The 15,903-nt window shown below is 63.0% G+C and carries 15 protein-coding genes; 12 read left to right on the plus strand and 3 right to left on the minus strand.

Annotated features, from left to right (window positions below; translation table 11 throughout):
- The first annotated feature begins 51 nt into the window (after positions 1-51).
- Positions 52-1,647 carry an MFS transporter gene (locus ACFQ6Y_RS18295; protein WP_378548434.1) on the plus strand — a complete coding sequence of 532 codons (1,596 nt, stop codon included), beginning with the start codon at positions 52-54 and terminating at the stop codon, positions 1,645-1,647.
- A 23-nt stretch (positions 1,648-1,670) separates the two neighbouring features.
- Positions 1,671-2,315 (plus strand): FMN-dependent NADH-azoreductase, encoded by a 645-nt coding sequence (locus ACFQ6Y_RS18300; protein ID WP_378548437.1) that lies wholly within the window; start codon positions 1,671-1,673, stop codon positions 2,313-2,315.
- Positions 2,316-2,346: 31 nt separating this feature from the next.
- On the opposite strand, the gene ACFQ6Y_RS18305 is transcribed toward ACFQ6Y_RS18300, so the two are convergent.
- Positions 2,347-3,351, minus strand: coding sequence for a TIGR03617 family F420-dependent LLM class oxidoreductase (locus ACFQ6Y_RS18305; RefSeq protein ID WP_378536019.1), 1,005 nt, complete (start codon positions 3,349-3,351; stop codon positions 2,347-2,349).
- Positions 3,348-3,923, minus strand: a complete 576-nt coding sequence (locus tag ACFQ6Y_RS18310; RefSeq protein WP_378536021.1) for a hypothetical protein — start codon at positions 3,921-3,923, stop codon at positions 3,348-3,350. The genes ACFQ6Y_RS18305 and ACFQ6Y_RS18310 overlap by 4 nt, the downstream gene beginning before the upstream one ends.
- 262 nt (positions 3,924-4,185) lie before the next feature.
- Here ACFQ6Y_RS18310 and dnaK point away from each other — a divergent pair, with 262 nt between their 5' ends.
- The 9 genes from dnaK to ACFQ6Y_RS18355 all read left to right on the plus strand — a co-directional run bounded on the left by dnaK (position 4,186) and on the right by ACFQ6Y_RS18355 (position 14,513).
- Positions 4,186-6,039: a molecular chaperone DnaK gene (dnaK, locus tag ACFQ6Y_RS18315; RefSeq protein ID WP_019749384.1), complete on the plus strand. Its 1,854-nt coding sequence runs from the start codon at positions 4,186-4,188 to the stop codon at positions 6,037-6,039.
- On the plus strand, positions 6,036-6,632 hold the full coding sequence (gene grpE / locus ACFQ6Y_RS18320) for a nucleotide exchange factor GrpE (RefSeq protein ID WP_249037189.1): 597 nt from the start codon (positions 6,036-6,038) through the stop codon (positions 6,630-6,632). The genes dnaK and grpE overlap by 4 nt, the downstream gene beginning before the upstream one ends.
- Before the next feature lie 22 nt (positions 6,633-6,654).
- Positions 6,655-7,827, plus strand: a complete 1,173-nt coding sequence (gene dnaJ, locus ACFQ6Y_RS18325) for a molecular chaperone DnaJ (protein WP_050656306.1) — start codon at positions 6,655-6,657, stop codon at positions 7,825-7,827.
- Positions 7,824-8,234, plus strand: a complete 411-nt coding sequence (locus ACFQ6Y_RS18330) for a heat shock protein transcriptional repressor HspR (RefSeq protein WP_003944355.1) — start codon at positions 7,824-7,826, stop codon at positions 8,232-8,234. Before dnaJ ends, ACFQ6Y_RS18330 begins: the two co-directional genes overlap by 4 nt.
- Positions 8,235-8,564: 330 nt before the next feature.
- Positions 8,565-9,779: an ABC transporter substrate-binding protein gene (locus tag ACFQ6Y_RS18335; RefSeq protein WP_378635545.1), complete on the plus strand. Its 1,215-nt coding sequence runs from the start codon at positions 8,565-8,567 to the stop codon at positions 9,777-9,779.
- Entirely contained in the window at positions 9,776-10,633 is an 858-nt protein-coding gene (locus ACFQ6Y_RS18340; RefSeq protein WP_378536030.1) for a branched-chain amino acid ABC transporter permease, read from the plus strand. Before ACFQ6Y_RS18335 ends, ACFQ6Y_RS18340 begins: the two co-directional genes overlap by 4 nt.
- A 1-nt stretch (position 10,634) precedes the next feature.
- A complete protein-coding gene (locus tag ACFQ6Y_RS18345) occupies positions 10,635-12,485 on the plus strand; it encodes an ATP-binding cassette domain-containing protein (protein WP_378635550.1) in 1,851 nt (616 codons plus the stop codon).
- Positions 12,485-13,204 carry an ABC transporter ATP-binding protein gene (locus ACFQ6Y_RS18350; RefSeq protein ID WP_138870008.1) on the plus strand — a complete coding sequence of 240 codons (720 nt, stop codon included), beginning with the start codon at positions 12,485-12,487 and terminating at the stop codon, positions 13,202-13,204. Before ACFQ6Y_RS18345 ends, ACFQ6Y_RS18350 begins: the two co-directional genes overlap by 1 nt.
- Positions 13,205-13,337: 133 nt before the next feature.
- Positions 13,338-14,513: an NADH:flavin oxidoreductase gene (locus tag ACFQ6Y_RS18355; RefSeq protein ID WP_378536035.1), complete on the plus strand. Its 1,176-nt coding sequence runs from the start codon at positions 13,338-13,340 to the stop codon at positions 14,511-14,513.
- Between the two features lie 88 nt (positions 14,514-14,601).
- Here the strand turns inward: ACFQ6Y_RS18355 and ACFQ6Y_RS18360 are convergent, their stop codons facing one another.
- Complete coding sequence (locus ACFQ6Y_RS18360) at positions 14,602-15,063, minus strand: hypothetical protein (protein ID WP_283305945.1); 462 nt, start codon at positions 15,061-15,063, stop codon at positions 14,602-14,604.
- Positions 15,064-15,239: 176 nt separating this feature from the next.
- Here ACFQ6Y_RS18360 and ACFQ6Y_RS18365 point away from each other — a divergent pair, with 176 nt between their 5' ends.
- On the plus strand, positions 15,240-15,899 hold the full coding sequence (locus tag ACFQ6Y_RS18365) for a response regulator (protein ID WP_378635555.1): 660 nt from the start codon (positions 15,240-15,242) through the stop codon (positions 15,897-15,899).
- Positions 15,900-15,903 lie beyond the last annotated feature (4 nt).

A 15,903-nucleotide genomic window follows, 5' to 3' on the forward strand; every position in this document is an offset into this window, starting at 1 on the left:
GATCCGGACATAACTCCCAGGTTCGGGTCCCACCGCGATGGGAGCACGCGCATGGCGAGTGACATCAAGTCCGCATCACCGGATCGAGCCACCTTCGTCCTGGGGACGCTCATCCTGGTGGCTGCGGTCGCGAACCTCAATCTCTCGGTCGCGAACGTCGCGCTACCCGACATCGGGCGGGCTTTCGACGCCAGTCAGACGCAACTGAATCTGATAGCGGTCGGCTACTCGCTTGGCCTGGCCGGAACGGTGCTCTACCTGGGGGCCTTGGGAGACCGATACGGTCGCAAGATGCTGCTGGTCACCGGCATGGCGTTGTCCATTCCGGCGTCGATCGTGGCGGGATTCGCCGGAAACTTCGAAGTTCTCTTCCTCGCCCGAATAGTCGGAGGCGTCTCGGCAGGTCTGGCATTCCCGACGACGCTGGCCATCATCACAGCGCTGTGGGCAGGACCGGCACGAACCAAAGCGATAGCCATGTGGTCGGCCATCGGCGGCGCGATCTCGGCACTGGGGCCGATCGTCGCGGGCGCGTTGCTCGAGCAGTTTCACTGGGGATCGGTCTTCTTCGTCACCCTTCCGTTGGCTCTCGTGGCACTCATCTGCTCACTGATGTTGGTGCCCGCTCACGTCAACGAGACGACCGAGCGAGTCGATCATCTCGGCGGCATCGTTTCGATCGTCTTCATCGGGGCGCTGGTGCTGTCCATCAACTTCGCGCCGGTCAAGGGTTCGGGCACGATGGCACTCGTGCTCGGTGCGATCGCGCTCGTCGCGGGCATCGGGTTTTTCCTGCAGCAACGACGCGCGGTCAATCCACTGTTCGACCTTCACGTAGCTGCGCGCCCAACTTTCTGGGTCGCAGCCGTGGGCGGATTGGTGGTGTTCGGTTCGCTCATGGGCGCGATGTTCATCGGCCAGCAGTTCCTGCAGAACGTACTGAGTTACTCGACGCTGGCAGCCGGTGCGGCCATCATTCCGGCGGCCCTGGCGATGGTGATCGTTGCGCCGCGTTCGGCGACCATGATCGAAAGGTACGGCGCCCGAGTCACTCTGCTCTCCGGGTACCTGTTTGTGGTTCTCGGATTGTTTGTCGCGCTGTTCATGTGGAACGAAAGCACGCAGTATTGGCAGGTTGCGTTGGCCTACGCACTTGTCGGCATCGGCGTCGGACTCGCCGGCACACCGGCATCGCGCTCCCTCACCGGATCCGTTCCCGTGCATCGCGCGGGTATGGCGTCGGGAACGTCGGACCTGCAACGCGACCTGGGTGGCGCCATCATGCAGTCGATTCTCGGCGGCATACTCACCGCCGGGTACGCAAAATCGTTGGGGAATGCGATCTCGTCCTCGCCGAACGCATCCGAGGTGACTCCCGAAACTCAAGCCGCGCTCACCAAATCCTTCTCCAGCGCTGAAGTTCTGGCGGAACGCTACCCGCAATACGCGGACCAAATCATGACCGCCGCCAAAAACGCCTTCCTGGACGGGGATACACATGCCTACATCGCGGCGATCATCATCGTGTGCGCCGGTGCCGCAGTGGTGACGTTCTTCTATCCGCATTGCGAGCGTGAGCGTGTCCTTCTGGCGGAGTACGCGGCCGAATCCGATCTCGCCGCGGAGAAGAGTGCGGAGAAGAGTTGAGCACGCTCTGGTACTGATGAGGGATGCCACAACTACTTCACATCGATTCGTCTGCCGAACTCCGCAACTCGACCTCGCGTGACCTGACCGCACTGTTCGCTGCGCAGTGGTCGGAGATCAGCCCTAATCACACGACGGTGACGTTGGACCTGCACCGAGATCCCTTGCCGCACCTCGCGGACGCGGCCCTGCACTACGCACCACGCTTGCGCGTCGACGGAGAGAGTCCGGACGCCGACGCAGAAACACTGCAGGCTCGGGTCATCGAGCAACTCGCCGCGGCGGACGTAGTCGTGATCGGTGCACCGATGTACAACTGGTCGATCCCGTCCACGTTGAAAGCGTGGATCGATTACGTACACGTCCTGGGTACAACGGTGCCTTTCGACACTCGCACTCAGCCCATGGCAGGCAAGCCCGTGGTGATCGTGTCCAGTCGCGGAAACACCTATGCGCCGGGTTCGGGGAACGAGGCCGACGATCACACCGTCCCGCCGCTCGTTCAGGTATTGGGGGTGTCGATGGGCATGGATGTCTCCGTCATCACCGCGGAACTGACCTTGGCGCAGCGTATTCCGGCGATGGCGCCGCTGATCGAGCAGGGTGAGGCGAGCCTGCGGGCTGCCCGGGAGTCGTTGACCGAGCTGGCCCGTACCTTAGGAGCCTGATCAGGGGCTTGATCAGGGCGCCTGACCAGGTTCAGGCGAGAGCCGAGATCATCGACGCCACGTCTTTCGGCTCTGCGTCGTAACCGGGGAAGTAGCAGCACACTTCGTCGGCATGCTCGCCGAACCGCCGCCGAATCTCGGTCGCACATTCTTCCGGGGTGCCGACGACGGCGAGTGTGGTCAGCATCGGATCGGTGATCAACGAGGCCATGTCGGCGTAGCCGCCTCGCTTCGACAGGGTATTGAGTTCCGGCTGGACCTCCCCCCACCCTTCGACGTCGAGCACCGGACGGTATGCGGGCGTCGATCCGTAGAACGAGAGCAGCGCCCGGACGCCTCGGGCGGCCGCGGCGAGTTGATCGTCGCTGCGGCCGACGCCGACGATGACCTGCGGGATGATCGTGAATTCGTCTCGGGTGCGTCCGGATTCGCGAAGGCCTGTATCGACGGCCGGAAGTGTGCGCTCGAGGAAATGTCGCTCCGAGTGGAACGGCATGACCAGTAGTCCGTCGGCAACCTCCGCGGCGGTACGGGTCATCACCGGCCCGAGTGCCCCCATCAGGATGGGCGGCGGTCCATAGGGATTGGGGCCGGGGTCGAATGTCGGCGGCATCAGAGTGTGGGTGAAGAACTCGCCGCGGAAGTTCAGCGTCGAGGTGTTCTCCCACGCCGTGAAGATCGCCTTGACCGCGGCGACGGTCTCCTTCATGCGGGCCGCTGGACGCGACCACGTTGCGCTGTAGCGTTTTTCGATGTGCGGTTTGATCTGCGACCCGAGACCGAGCCGAAAGTGGCCGCGACTGAGCAACTGCAGGTCGTTGGCCGAATGCGCCAGATGCATGGGACTGCGGGGGAACGCGATGGCGACGTTGGTCATCAGGTCGAGGTCGACGGCCGAAGCGGCTTCGACGAGTGGGAAGAACACGTCGTGCGGCCCCTCGAACGTGAACAGGCCGCCGGCGCCGGTCTCCGCGAGTTCACGGCTGCGAGCAGCGCCTGCGCCCGGTGCGGAGTCGAGTTGTACGTGAATCTTCATCGGCGTGCTCGCAGCCAGTCACTGACACCGGGAGCAAATGGCGCGATCGCCGCCACCGCGACAAGGACGCAGTAGAGAATCGGACCCCACGTCAGGACTCCAGCGCCGATATCCGCTGCGCCGTCGACCAGGGACATGAAGCCGAGCCCGGCCGCGATGCTCGAGGCTCCGACGATCGCCGTCATCACCCGCCCGGCGTTCTTGCGTGCGCGGAGGAGTTGAAGGCTCAAAAGTGCGAGCAGGGCCAGGACGAGAGCGCCGCCGCCGCTGCCCGCGAGTACGACGGTCACGGCGTCGGAGATGTCGGTGGACGAGTATCCGGGGTTGTCGCGCGCAGTCGATTCTTCGAGAGCGGATCGGACGTCGTCGAGGCTGGTGACTACCACTCCGGCGATTCCGGCCAGCACGACGAACGAGCCGATCCAGGCAGAAGCAGACAAGGTCACGGCTTTGGGCGTCTCGTCGCTCGCCGGCGCTCGGAGTGGCCGAACCGAGACGTCGGGTCGCTCGGGTGCCGGGCGTGGAGGTGACGGGCGAGCAGGTCGAGCGGGGGAATTGTCGGGATCGGTCACTGGCCGATCGTAGCCATTTGGAGAGATGCGGAAGTGATGTGGCGCACTTTTTCGCCTTTTCGGGGAAGGCGGGAACAAATCTACGTGGGCTGTAGTTGACCATTTCGACAAGCTTGAGCGCCCCCGGCTCAACTTCAAGTTGACTCCCGGCCACGGTCGGAGGCAAACTTGAGCGGAGGACGCTCACCAAGCGAAAAACTCGCGGTCATGTTCGAGATCAACCACTCGGGCAGAGAACCGCAGAACGAAAGGTAGGAACACTATGGCTCGTGCAGTCGGTATCGATCTCGGTACGACCAACTCGGTAGTTGCAGTGCTGGAGGGCGGCGAGCCCGTAGTGGTCGCCAACGCCGAAGGCTCACGTACCACCCCCTCGGTGGTCGCATTTGCCAAGAACGGCGAGGTTCTCGTCGGTCAGCCCGCGAAGAACCAGGCAGTCACGAACGTCGACCGCACCCTCCGTTCCGTCAAGCGCCACATCGGCACTGACTGGAACGTTGAAATCGACGGCAAGAAGTACACGCCGCAGGAAATCAGCGCCCGCACGCTCATGAAGCTCAAGCGTGACGCGGAGGCTTACCTCGGCGAAGACATCACCGACGCCGTCATCACCGTCCCCGCGTACTTCGAGGACGCACAGCGTCAGGCAACCAAGGAAGCCGGCCAGATCGCCGGCCTCAACGTCCTTCGTATCGTCAACGAGCCCACCGCGGCTGCACTGGCATACGGACTGGACAAGGGCGACACCGAGCAGACCATCCTGGTCTTCGACCTCGGTGGCGGCACCTTCGACGTCTCCCTGCTCGAAATCGGCGACGGCGTCGTCGAGGTTCGTGCAACCTCCGGTGACAACCACCTCGGTGGCGACGACTGGGACGAGCGCGTCGTCGCTTGGCTGGTCGACAAGTTCAAGGCTCAGAACGGCATCGATCTGACCAAGGACAAGATGGCCCTGCAGCGTCTGCGTGAGGCTGCGGAGAAGGCGAAGATCGAGCTCTCCAGCTCGCAGAGCACCTCCATCAACCTCCCGTACATCACGGTCGACGCGGACAAGAACCCGCTCTTCCTGGACGAGCAACTCTCCCGCAGCGAGTTCCAGAAGATCACCTCCGACCTGCTCGATCGCACCCGTGCGCCGTTCCAGGCAGTGATCAAGGACAGCGGAATCGCCGTCAAGGACATCGACCATGTCGTGCTCGTCGGTGGCTCCACCCGTATGCCGGCCGTCTCCGATCTGGTTCGTGAACTGACCGGTGGCCGTGAGCCCAACAAGGGTGTCAACCCGGACGAGGTCGTCGCCGTCGGCGCCGCACTCCAGGCCGGCGTGCTCAAGGGCGAGGTCAAGGACGTTCTGCTCCTCGACGTCACGCCGCTTTCCCTCGGTATCGAAACCAAGGGTGGCGTGATGACCAAGCTCATCGAGCGCAACACCACCATCCCCACGAAGCGTTCCGAGACCTTCACCACGGCTGACGACAATCAGCCTTCGGTGCAGATCCAGGTCTTCCAGGGTGAGCGCGAAATCGCTTCGCACAACAAGCTGCTCGGCTCCTTCGAGCTCACCGATCTGCCGCCCGCCCCGCGTGGCGTTCCGCAGATCGAGGTCACGTTCGACATCGACGCCAACGGCATCGTGCACGTGACGGCGAAGGACAAGGGCACCGGCAAGGAAAACACGATCAAGATCCAGGACGGCTCCGGTCTGTCCAAGGAAGAGATCGAGCGCATGGTCAAGGACGCCGAGGCTCACGCCGAGGAAGACAAGGCCCGTCGCGAAGAGGCAGAGGTCCGCAACCAGGCCGAGTCGCTGGTCCACCAGACGGAGAAGTTCGTCAAGGAGCAGCGTGAAGGTGAGAACGCGGGCAAGGTCTCCGAGGAGATCCTGACCAAGGTCGAGGCAGCGGTCAAGGACGTCAACGACGCCCTGGCAGGCACCGACATCGCTGCAGTGAAGACCGCAGTGGAGAAGCTGGGCACCGAGTCGCAGGCTCTGGGCCAGGCCATCTACGAGGCTTCCGCTGCAAACGAGGCCGGAAACACCGACGGCGCAGGCAATGACGACGACGTCGTCGACGCCGAGGTTGTCGACGAGCCCACCGACTCGGACAAGAAGTGACCTCGGACAACTCCGAGAACAACCCGGTCGACCCCGAGACCGGTGCACAGGGAGAGGCGGCGGGGGAATCCCTGCCGCCGCTCGACTCGGAAGACACAGGGGTAGTTCAGGAAGCAGAGTCGATCGTGGAGGAAGCATCCGCCACCGATCAGCTCGCCGAACGAACTGCGGATCTGCAGCGCTTGCAGGCGGAGTTCACCAACTACCGTCGTCGCGTCGAGCGTGACAAGCAGGTCATCAAGGAAACCGCGCGGGCTTCGGTCATCACCGAGCTCATCGGAATCCTCGACGATCTGGATCGCGCTCGGGCGCACGGTGATCTGGAAACAGGTCCGTTGCGTGCGCTCGCGGACAAGCTCAACACGACCCTGACGGGTCTGGGTTTGACCGACTTCGGTAACGAGGGTGACGATTTCGATCCCGCGCTCCACGAAGCGGTGCAGCATGAAGGCGAAGGCCACGACCCCGTACTCGGGACGGTCATGCGCAAGGGTTACAAGCTCGGCGACCGGGTCCTTCGGACCGCGATGGTGGCCGTGACGGACCGGGTGGGCGACAAGCCTGCAGACGGTTCAGAGGAAGAAGCGAAGTAAGAGTGAGAGGAGGAGACGCCCAGTGAGTCAACGGGAGTGGATCGAGAAGGACTTCTACAAGGAGCTGGGCGTCTCGTCCACCGCCACGGCCGACGAGATCAAGAAGGCGTATCGCAAGCTGGCCCGGGATCTGCATCCCGATGCCAACCCTGACGACGCGAAGGCCGAAGAGCGTTTCAAGACAGTCAGCGAAGCTCATGCAGTGCTCTCCGATCCGGAAAAGCGCAAGGAGTATGACGAAGCCAGGCGTCTGTTTGCCAGCGGCGGCTTCGGTCCCCGCGCGCAAGGCGGCGGCGGATTCAACCCCGGCGCTGGTGGTTTCGACATCAACGACCTGTTCGGCGGCGGCGCCGGTGGACAGGACTCGGGTCTCGGAGACATCTTCGGCGGATTGTTCAACCGTGGGGGAGCGGGCCAGCGCACAGCTGCACCCAACCGCCCGCGTCGAGGCAAGGATCTCGAGACCGAGACGACGCTCGCCTTCCGCGAAGCAGCGCTCGGTGTCACCGTCCCACTTCGTCTGACCAGCCCGACGTCGTGCACCACGTGTCACGGCAGCGGCGCAAAGCCGGGCACCAGCCCGCGAGTGTGCCCGCATTGCAACGGAACCGGCGTAGTGAGCCGGAACCAGGGCGCTTTCGGATTCAGTGAGCCGTGTGACGACTGCCGGGGAACCGGCTCGATCATCGACTCGCCTTGCGAGGACTGCCACGGTAGCGGCGTCACCAATCGCACACGGACCATCACGGTACGGGTGCCTGCCGGTGTGAGCGATGGCCAGAAGATCAGACTCAAGGGCAAGGGTGAAGCGGGACTCCGCGGAGCTCCGGCCGGCGACCTGTTCGTCAACATCCGCGTCAAGCCGGACAGCGTCTTCGGCCGCAACGGTGACGACCTGACACTGACGGTTCCGGTGAGCTACGGCGAGCTGGTACTGGGTACGACCCTGTCGGTGCCGACGTTGGACGGCCGTGTCGGAGTGAAGGTTCCGGCCGGAACGGTGGACGGACGCATTCTGCGAGTTCGCGGACGTGGCATCCCCAAGCGTCCCGAGGGCGCTGGTGACCTTCTGGTCACCGTCAAGGTATCCGTCCCGCAGAAGTTGGACGACCCGGCGATCGAAGCGCTGAAAACCTATCTCGAGGCCGAGAAGGCGAGCGGGTTCGATCCACGGGCCGGGTGGGCCGGTGCATGATGACCGAGCGACCGCAGAATCAATGGGATGCGACGGTCGATCCTGACGCTCAGATCTTCGTGATCTCGGTGGCAGCCGAGTTGGCCGGAATGCATGCGCAGACCTTGCGTAACTACGACCGGCTCGGGTTGGTCACCCCGCACCGAACCACCGGTGGTGGACGACGCTACTCCCCGCGTGATGTTGCCCTTCTTCGTGAAGTGCAACGGCTTTCGCAGGACGAGGGTGTCAACCTTGCCGGAATCAAACGGATCATCGAACTGACCAACCAGGTCGAGGCTCTGCAGCACCGCGTCCGTGAATTGGCCGAGGAAATCGCGAAAGTCCATGCGGGCTATCGCCGGGACCTCGTGCCGATCCCGCGCAACAACGCGTTGGTGGTTTGGAAGCCTCGCAACCAACGCTAGTCGGAACTCTGGAAACGCGGCCCCGCGCCTAGTGGGATTCACTTCGTCGAATCCCCTGAGCGTGGGGCCGTTTTGTGTTTCCACCCAGCGGGAATCGATCTGTTGACGCGGCTCCGATGTGCATAGCGTCCGCTTTCATGACTCCTCTTTTGCGCGTTTGACGTTATCCAGATCACATTCTATGCTCCAACCCAAGCAACTGCTTGCTAGATCATCAAGCGGGTGCTTGGTTGGCTGGTGCTCGAAATCAGGCGTGTCCACCGGCCGACCCTTCTTTCGTCAGGTATTCGCCTGACGTTCGGTGCATACATGTGTTCTAGGAGTGCAGACATGAATCGTCGGCCCATTCTTGTTGCGGCAGTAGCCGTGACGGCTCTGGCTCTTGCAGGGTGTAGTGGTTCTTCGGAGTCCGATGGTGGCGCGGACTCGCCTTACCGAGTTCTGCTGACCGGCGGAATCAGTGCACAGGGAGTCCTCGCGGCGAACTCGCAGACCTCGCTGCTCGCCACCAAGGCGGGAGTTCAGGTCCAGAACGAGGCCGGGGGAATCGGTGGCCGTCAGATCGAACTCACCACGGTGGACGACGCAGGTGATGCAACGATCGCCGTCACCAAGCTGCGCGAAGCCATCAACTCGGGTAACAAGCCTGACCTCTACCTCAACTCGGGTCCTTCGTCGATCGCGGCTGCGGTTCTCCCGATCCTCAAGCAGAACAACATCCTCTCACTGAGCATGGCGCCTTCTCCTGATTCGACGGACCCGTCGAAGTTCCCGCTGAACTTCGACCTGGCTCCAGGTGCGACGGACACTGCTCGCGGAATCTCCGAGTATGCAAAGACCAAGGGCTACAGCAGCGTCGGAGTGCTGCACGGCAGTACCGCCTACGGTGAGCTGTTCGGCGAAGAGATGACCAGCGCTCTGCAGTCTGCCGGTCTGAAAGCTGCCGGAAACGAGGAGTACGACGCCGCCGCGCTGGACATGACGGCGCAGTTGCAATCGCTCAAGAATGCCGGTGCCGCGGCAATCGCCTTGGACGCGTACGGCGCTCCCCTCGGATATGTTCTGCAGAGCCTCGAGCGTCTCGGCTGGGACGTACCGCTGGTCGGAAACACCTCGGTCTCTGCCACCAACCTGATCGCGAACGATCCGCCGGCCGGTGTGCTCGGCACGCCCCAGGTGAAGAACCTTGTGACACAGGTGTTCACCAGCACGGTGTTCGATCCGAACAATGCGCTCGTCAGCACCATGGTGGACACGATGGCGTCGCTGGGCTCCATCCCGTCGACACTCATCCTTGCCGACAACTACGACGCTTTCCCCCTCGTCGCGGCGGCAGCGCAGAAGGTCGGCAGTTCGACCGATCCGAAGAAACTCGCCGAGGCGCTGGAAACCTCGGAGGTCCAGGAGAACGCCAAGACTGCCTTCCTCTCGCGCTACAACTTCAGCTCCGACAACCACGGCCCGAACCCGGACACCAGTGAGCTGAAGTTCATCAGTCCGACGAAGATCCTCAACGGTCAGTTCGGAAACCCGGCCGCATCATGACCATTCTGTGGTCCGGTTTGGCACTCGGCGCGGTCTACGTGCTGGTTGCCATCGGGTACAACATCGTTTTCGTTTCCTCCAACACTTTCAACTTCGCTCAAGCTCAACTGATGATGGTGGGCACCTTTGTCGCCTACACGGGTCTGGTGACCCTGAAACTCCCTGTTCTCGTGGTGGCCGTCATGGCGACCGTGACCGTGATGCTCCTCGCATCGGTCGAGGAGATCGTCGCGATCAGACCGGTGGCCGACCACCAGAACCAATTGGTCACGACGTTGGGTGTTGCCACTCTGCTCAACGGTGCCACCCAATTGATCTGGGGTGGTGAACCTCTCACGGTTCCGTTCTTCGGATCGAACGAACCGATCACCTTGCTCGGCGGCCGTACCTACCCGGTCGAGATCGCTCTGCTGGTGGCGGCGATCGCACTGGTCATCGGGTTGAGTTACGTCTCGAAGAAGACGATGACGGGTCTGGCTCTGATCGGTATCTCCGAGGATCGTGAAGCGGCGATGCTGCGCGGAGTCAACGTACGACGGTTGGCGTTGGGTGCGTTTGCCTTCTCGGGTGCCTTGGCCGGAGTCCTCGGACTCCTTGTCGGTCCCAAGACGTTTGCGGTTGCGACGTTGGGTGCCGCACTGGCACTCAAGGGGTTCGTGGCGCTGGCGATCGGCGGGTTCGGCTCTCTGCCAGGCGCTTTGATCGGCGGGTTGACCGTCGGCCTGGTGGAGTCGTTCACCGCCCTGTGGGCGGGAAGTCAGTACAGCAATATCGCCGTCTTCACGGTGCTGATCGTCATCTTGATGGTCAAACCTGCCGGCTTGTTCGGCAATGTCCGAGAACGGGTGGTGTGAGATGGTAAGTGCGTGGCGGACTTTCCGTTCCCTTCCGAGCTGGATCATCCCGCTGGGCCTGGCCGTGGTGATCTTGCTGCTCCCGGTCCTCGGACTCGATCTGTCGACATCACGGCAGATTCAATTGGCCTGCATCCTGGCGCTTGTCGTCAGTGGTCTGAACCTGAGCCTCGGTTTTGCCGGTGAACTGGCCCTCGGTCAGGCCGCGATGTACGCGGCCGGTGCCTACACCGCAGGTCTGATGTCCCAGGCAGGTCACACCGACATCCTGCTCCAGCTTGCTGCTTCCGGTGCGGTGGCACTGGCTGTCGGCATCCTGACCGGTGTTCCCGGTCTGCGCCTGGGCAACTGGTCTCTGGCGATGACGTCGTTCTTCCTTGTGCTGCTGGTACCGGACGTACTGGCGATCTTCGGCGGCAAGACCGGCGGCCGAAACGGCCTCACCGGTATGGAGCCGCCGACGCTCTTCGGTTCCGAACTCGACACCCAGCAGTACTACATGGTGGTAGTCGTCGTGACCGTCCTCTGGTTCGCGGTGATGCGCAACCTGGTGGTCTCGCGCCACGGCATAGCGTTCCGCACACTTAAGCAGTCGCCGGTTCTGGCGTCGTCGCAGGGTGTGTCGGTCTTCCGCATGAAGCTGCTCGGTTATGCCATCGGTGCGTTCCCGGCCGGGCTGGCGGGTGCGCTGTTTGCCAACACCGACCTGTTCATCTCGCCGGAGGCCTTCGGGTTCACCTTTGCCACAGCAGTTCTGGCGGCGTCGATCCTCGGTGGTGCGGCAAGTGTGTACGGCGCCGTGGTCGGTGCCGCGATCATGCAGCTCGGTCCCAACCAGTCGACGGCATTCCAGGAGTATTCGCTGATCTTCTACGGCGGCTTCCTGATCATCGGCGGCGTGCTTCTCTCCGGTGGTTTGACCAAGGTCGGGCGAGCGATCGTCTCGAAACTCGATCGCAAGGCCGGTTTGGGCGTTGTCGCTGTGAAGGAAAACAGCGGTGGAACAACGGAACTGGCACCGATCAACGGTGCACGGTTGGTGGTCGACGGAGTGTCCAAGGCGTTCGGTGGCAACCAGGCACTCAATGCGGCAACTCTGACTGCAGAAGCCGGTAAGGTCACTGCGTTGATCGGGCCGAACGGTTCAGGCAAGACGACCATGCTCAACATGATCTGCGGTTTCTACACCGCCGATGCGGGCGTGATCACGATCGGTGACACGGTCGTCTCGCAGTCGTCGCCGCACAAGGTGGCGCGCGTGGGTGTGGCGCGGACGTTCCAAACTCCGACGATTCCGGAGAACATCACGGTTCTGGAAGCGGTTGCATCCGGACGTTATTCGGTGCACCGTGCGTCGATGGCGTCGGCCGTGCTTCGCCTTCCCAGCTTCCGCAAGATCGCGAAGGCCGACATCGTCGAGGCCGAGCGTGTCCTCGAACTCGTGGGGATGTCGCACTTGCGCAACGAGATCGCGACCTCACTGCCACTGGGGATGCGTCGCATGCTCGAGGTTGCTCGCGCCGTGATAGCCGAGCCGAGGGTGGTCCTCTTCGACGAGGTGGCATCGGGACTCGACGAGGACGAACTCGAACGCCTGGCAGATCTGATCCGGGTACTGCGAGATGCCGGGGCCACAGTGGTGTTGGTGGAGCACAACTTCCGCCTCGTGCTCTCGTTGGCCGACGAGATAGTCGTGCTGGCACAAGGGCAGGTGATCGCTACCGGTGATGCCGCGACGATCGAACATCACCCGCGCGTGTTGAGCGAGTATCTCGGAGTCAAGTCCGGTGACGAAGAAGCGCTTCTCGAAGAAATCGGCGCAGTAGACCATCAGACCAGCGAGGTGAAGTGATGGAACCGATTCTCAAGGTCCGGAACCTGCAGACAGGGTACGGCGATCTGCGCGTCGTCTGGGATGTGTCGTTCGACGTCTATCCCGGTCAGGTGACCGCTCTGCTCGGACGCAACGGGGCAGGCAAGACGAGCACGCTCCGCGCCCTGTCCGGCCTCAACAAAGTGGCTTCGGGCACCGTTGAGATGGACGGCGCCGACATCACCGGAGTTCCCGCGCACAAGCGGGTGCGGCAGGGGATGGCGTACGTGCAGGAAGGCAAGCGGGTCTTTCACAAGCAGACCGTCGAGCAGAACCTCCTGCTCGGCGGGTACACCCGCAAGGTGAAGCGCAGCGAACTCATGGAGTCCGTCGAGTCCATGTACGAGATGTTCCCGATCTTGGGGGAAAAGCGTTCGCTTCCCGCCGGTTCCATGTCGGGCGGTCAGCAACAGATGCTCGCGATCGGTGCGGCGCTGATGGCGCAGCCCCGATTGCTCCTGCTCGACGAACCCTCGGGAGGGCTGGCTCCCGTGATTGTCGGCGAGGTGATGGACCGCGTGCAGCTACTCAAGGAAACCGGGCTCGCGGTCCTGCTGGTGGAGCAGGCGGTGGAGGCCGCGATGAGCGTCGCCGATCACGTGACAGTCCTCGACATCGGCAAGGTGGTTCTCGACGCCGACGCGAAGGACATCGACGACCTGGCAGTGCTCAAGGACGCGTACTTCGGACGCGTCTGAACAGCAGTGACGTACTTCAGCCCGGCCACCTCGGCCGGGCTGAAGTCGTTTCCCGCTCCGTGGCACGGTTACTAGCCGGCTCGGGGCCATCGATCTAACGTCCTGCAAACAACTACCGCGAGAGGCAAACTTGATGACCGCTGCTCCCGACGTACTTGCCCCGGCAAAGCTAGGCCCGGTGACCCTTCGAAATCGAATCATCAAGTCCGCGACATTCGAAGGAAAAACTCCCGACGCCCTGGTCACCGACGAACTGATCGAGTTCCATCGCCGCCCGGCAGCCGGGGGAGTCGGGATGTCCACCGTCGCGTACTGCGCCGTCGCACCGGAAGGGCGCACCGAATACGGCCAGCTGTGGATGCGGCCCGAGGCGCTCCCCGGGCTGCGACGACTCACCGATGCCATTCACGCCGAAGGGGCTGCTGCGTCGGCGCAGCTCGGGCATGCCGGTCCGGTGGCAAATCAGAAGTCGACCGGTCTGCCTGCGCTGGCGCCGTCGAGTTCGTTCAATCCGTTGAGCATGAGGATGATTCGCACTGCCACCACAGCGGACATCACCAGAATTGCGGCGGCACACGGGAGCGCTGCGCGACTTGCCGTCGAGGCAGGATTCGACGCCGTCGAGATTCACTTCGGTCACAACTATTTCGCGAGCTCGTTCCTGAGCCCGAAACTCAACCGTCGTAAGGATTCCTACGGCGGATCACTGGAGAACCGGGCCCGCGTCGTACTCGAAACTGCGCGCAGTGTGCGCGATGCCGTCGGCGACAAGATCGCGATCTTGGCCAAGCTGAACATGGACGACGGTGTGCCAGGCGGATTCTGGGTGGACGAAGCAATCCAGGTTGCGCAGTGGCTCGAAGCATCCGGAAGCGTCGACGCGCTCGAATTGACGATGGGCAGCTCACTGCTCAACCCGATGTACCTGTTCAAGGGCGATGCGCCGATCCGCGAGTTCGCCGCCGCTATGCCGCAACCAGTTCGACTCGGTGTGCAGTTGGTGGGCAAGAGCATGCTGCATACCTACCCGTACAAGCCGCTGTTCATGCTGGAAGAGGCTCGGCAGATCCGTGCTGCGGTGAAGTTACCGCTCGTGCTCCTCGGCGGTGTCACGGACAAAGCGGGTATGGATACGGCGATGGCGGAGGGATTCGAGTTTGTCGCCATGGCGCGGGCGCTGCTCAGAGAACCGGATCTGATCAATCGGATCGCGGCCGAATCCGATACTCATTCACTGTGCATCCACTGCAACAAGTGCATGCCTACGATCTTCAGTGGCGCCCGCTGCGTGTTGGTCGAGCGGGTCTAGGGCCGGCACACACCACGTCCCGACATCCATGTGGATACCGGGTCGTGGGCCGTAGCGAAACAAGTTTGTTTGATTCAGCCTGTCTGGTTCAGTTCTGGGTGAAGACGTCGTACGACGCGTTCATCGTGGGGTAGCCGGTGGCCATGTAATCGGTGAGGATGACGTGCGTCGGGTCGCCGATGATGCGAGTGCCGTCGAGAGTGGGGTTGCCGGCGTAGTTGTTGGCCGCCATGACGGTCTGTACACCGTCGGCCACGTTGTAGGTGACATCGACGCCGATACCGCGGGGATCGCTGCTGTAGGCGGTGACGATTTCGGTTGTGTGCGGGGCCAGGTAGGAGCGGGGGCCGTTGATCCACTGTCCGTAGGGGTTGGATGCGCTGTCCAGCAGCATCGGATTGTCGGTGTTGTTGGTGATGGTCATGGCAACCGTCGGGCCGTCGGTCGGCATGGTGCCGGCGTTGGCGACCGCTGCCGTTCCCAGTGCGGTTCCGCCGACAGCGAGGGCGATTGCGGTGACTGCTACGAAGCGAGTGGTGTTGGTACGCATGATGTCTGCTCCTGGGATGGTGTGTGGTTGCCGTTCTCGGCGATGAATCAATCTTGTCGCGAATGAGTGCTGCTGTATGTCCGCCGACGGGGCCTTGGCGGGGGTGAATCGTCTGTCCCCCGATCGGGGGAGGCGTAAGTGCTCGCATTGCTGGTACGGGCGTGAGAAAGTGAGCAATGCGCGAAGGCACGAAGCCGCTGGCCGGCAAGGTTTCCGTGGTGGTCGGCGACGATCACCCGTTGTTCCGTGAGGGCGTGGTTCGGGCTCTGACCGGCAATGACAGCATCAACGTCCTGGGCGAGGCCGACGACGGCGCAGCAGCGCTCACAATGATTCGCGAGCTACGCCCGCAGGTCGCGCTGCTCGACTTCCGGATGCCGCATCTGGACGGAACTCAGGTCGCCGCCGCAGTGGTTCGAGACGAGCTTCCGACGCGGGTGCTGCTGCTCAGTGCTCACGACGAGTCGTCCGTCGTCTATCAGGCTCTGCAAGCGGGTGCTGCCGGATTCTTGCCGAAGGAATCCACTCGCGCCGAGATCGTGAGCGCCGTGCTCGACTGTGCTGCGGGCCGAGATGTGTTGCCGCCCAGTATCGCCGCCGGATTGGTCGGAGAGGTTCGGCGTCGCAGTGAACCGTCAGGCCCGACGCTCAGCGCCCGCGAACGTGAAGTCCTCGGATTGATCGCGCAGGGCGCCAGCATCCCCGCCATCGCCTCTCAGCTCTTTCTCGCGCCGTCCACCGTCAAAACCCACGTTCAGCGCCTCTACGAGAAACTCGGAGTCAACGATCGAGGCGCTGCCGTCGCCGCCGCGATGCGGCAGGGTCTGTTGGAGTGAGCAG

It is taken from the genome of Rhodococcus sp. NPDC056516, from assembly GCF_042794655.1.
Taxonomy (GTDB): Bacteria; Actinomycetota; Actinomycetes; order Mycobacteriales; family Mycobacteriaceae; genus Rhodococcus_F.

What these genes read in the sequence shown, in the direction of transcription:
- ACFQ6Y_RS18360 (WP_283305945.1), bottom strand. Translation starts at nt 15,063, where the DNA reads ATGCGTACCAACACCACTCGCTTCGTAGCAGTCACCGCAATCGCCCTC.
- ACFQ6Y_RS18295 (WP_378548434.1), top strand. Translation starts at nt 52, where the DNA reads ATGGCGAGTGACATCAAGTCCGCATCACCGGATCGAGCCACCTTCGTC.
- ACFQ6Y_RS18305 (WP_378536019.1), bottom strand. Translation starts at nt 3,351, where the DNA reads ATGAAGATTCACGTACAACTCGACTCCGCACCGGGCGCAGGCGCTGCT.
- dnaK (WP_019749384.1), top strand. Translation starts at nt 4,186, where the DNA reads ATGGCTCGTGCAGTCGGTATCGATCTCGGTACGACCAACTCGGTAGTT.
- ACFQ6Y_RS18335 (WP_378635545.1), top strand. Translation starts at nt 8,565, where the DNA reads ATGAATCGTCGGCCCATTCTTGTTGCGGCAGTAGCCGTGACGGCTCTG.
- ACFQ6Y_RS18345 (WP_378635550.1), top strand. Translation starts at nt 10,635, where the DNA reads ATGGTAAGTGCGTGGCGGACTTTCCGTTCCCTTCCGAGCTGGATCATC.
- ACFQ6Y_RS18330 (WP_003944355.1), top strand. Translation starts at nt 7,824, where the DNA reads ATGATGACCGAGCGACCGCAGAATCAATGGGATGCGACGGTCGATCCT.
- ACFQ6Y_RS18365 (WP_378635555.1), top strand. Translation starts at nt 15,240, where the DNA reads ATGCGCGAAGGCACGAAGCCGCTGGCCGGCAAGGTTTCCGTGGTGGTC.
- ACFQ6Y_RS18300 (WP_378548437.1), top strand. Translation starts at nt 1,671, where the DNA reads ATGCCACAACTACTTCACATCGATTCGTCTGCCGAACTCCGCAACTCG.
- ACFQ6Y_RS18340 (WP_378536030.1), top strand. Translation starts at nt 9,776, where the DNA reads ATGACCATTCTGTGGTCCGGTTTGGCACTCGGCGCGGTCTACGTGCTG.
- ACFQ6Y_RS18355 (WP_378536035.1), top strand. Translation starts at nt 13,338, where the DNA reads ATGACCGCTGCTCCCGACGTACTTGCCCCGGCAAAGCTAGGCCCGGTG.
- ACFQ6Y_RS18350 (WP_138870008.1), top strand. Translation starts at nt 12,485, where the DNA reads ATGGAACCGATTCTCAAGGTCCGGAACCTGCAGACAGGGTACGGCGAT.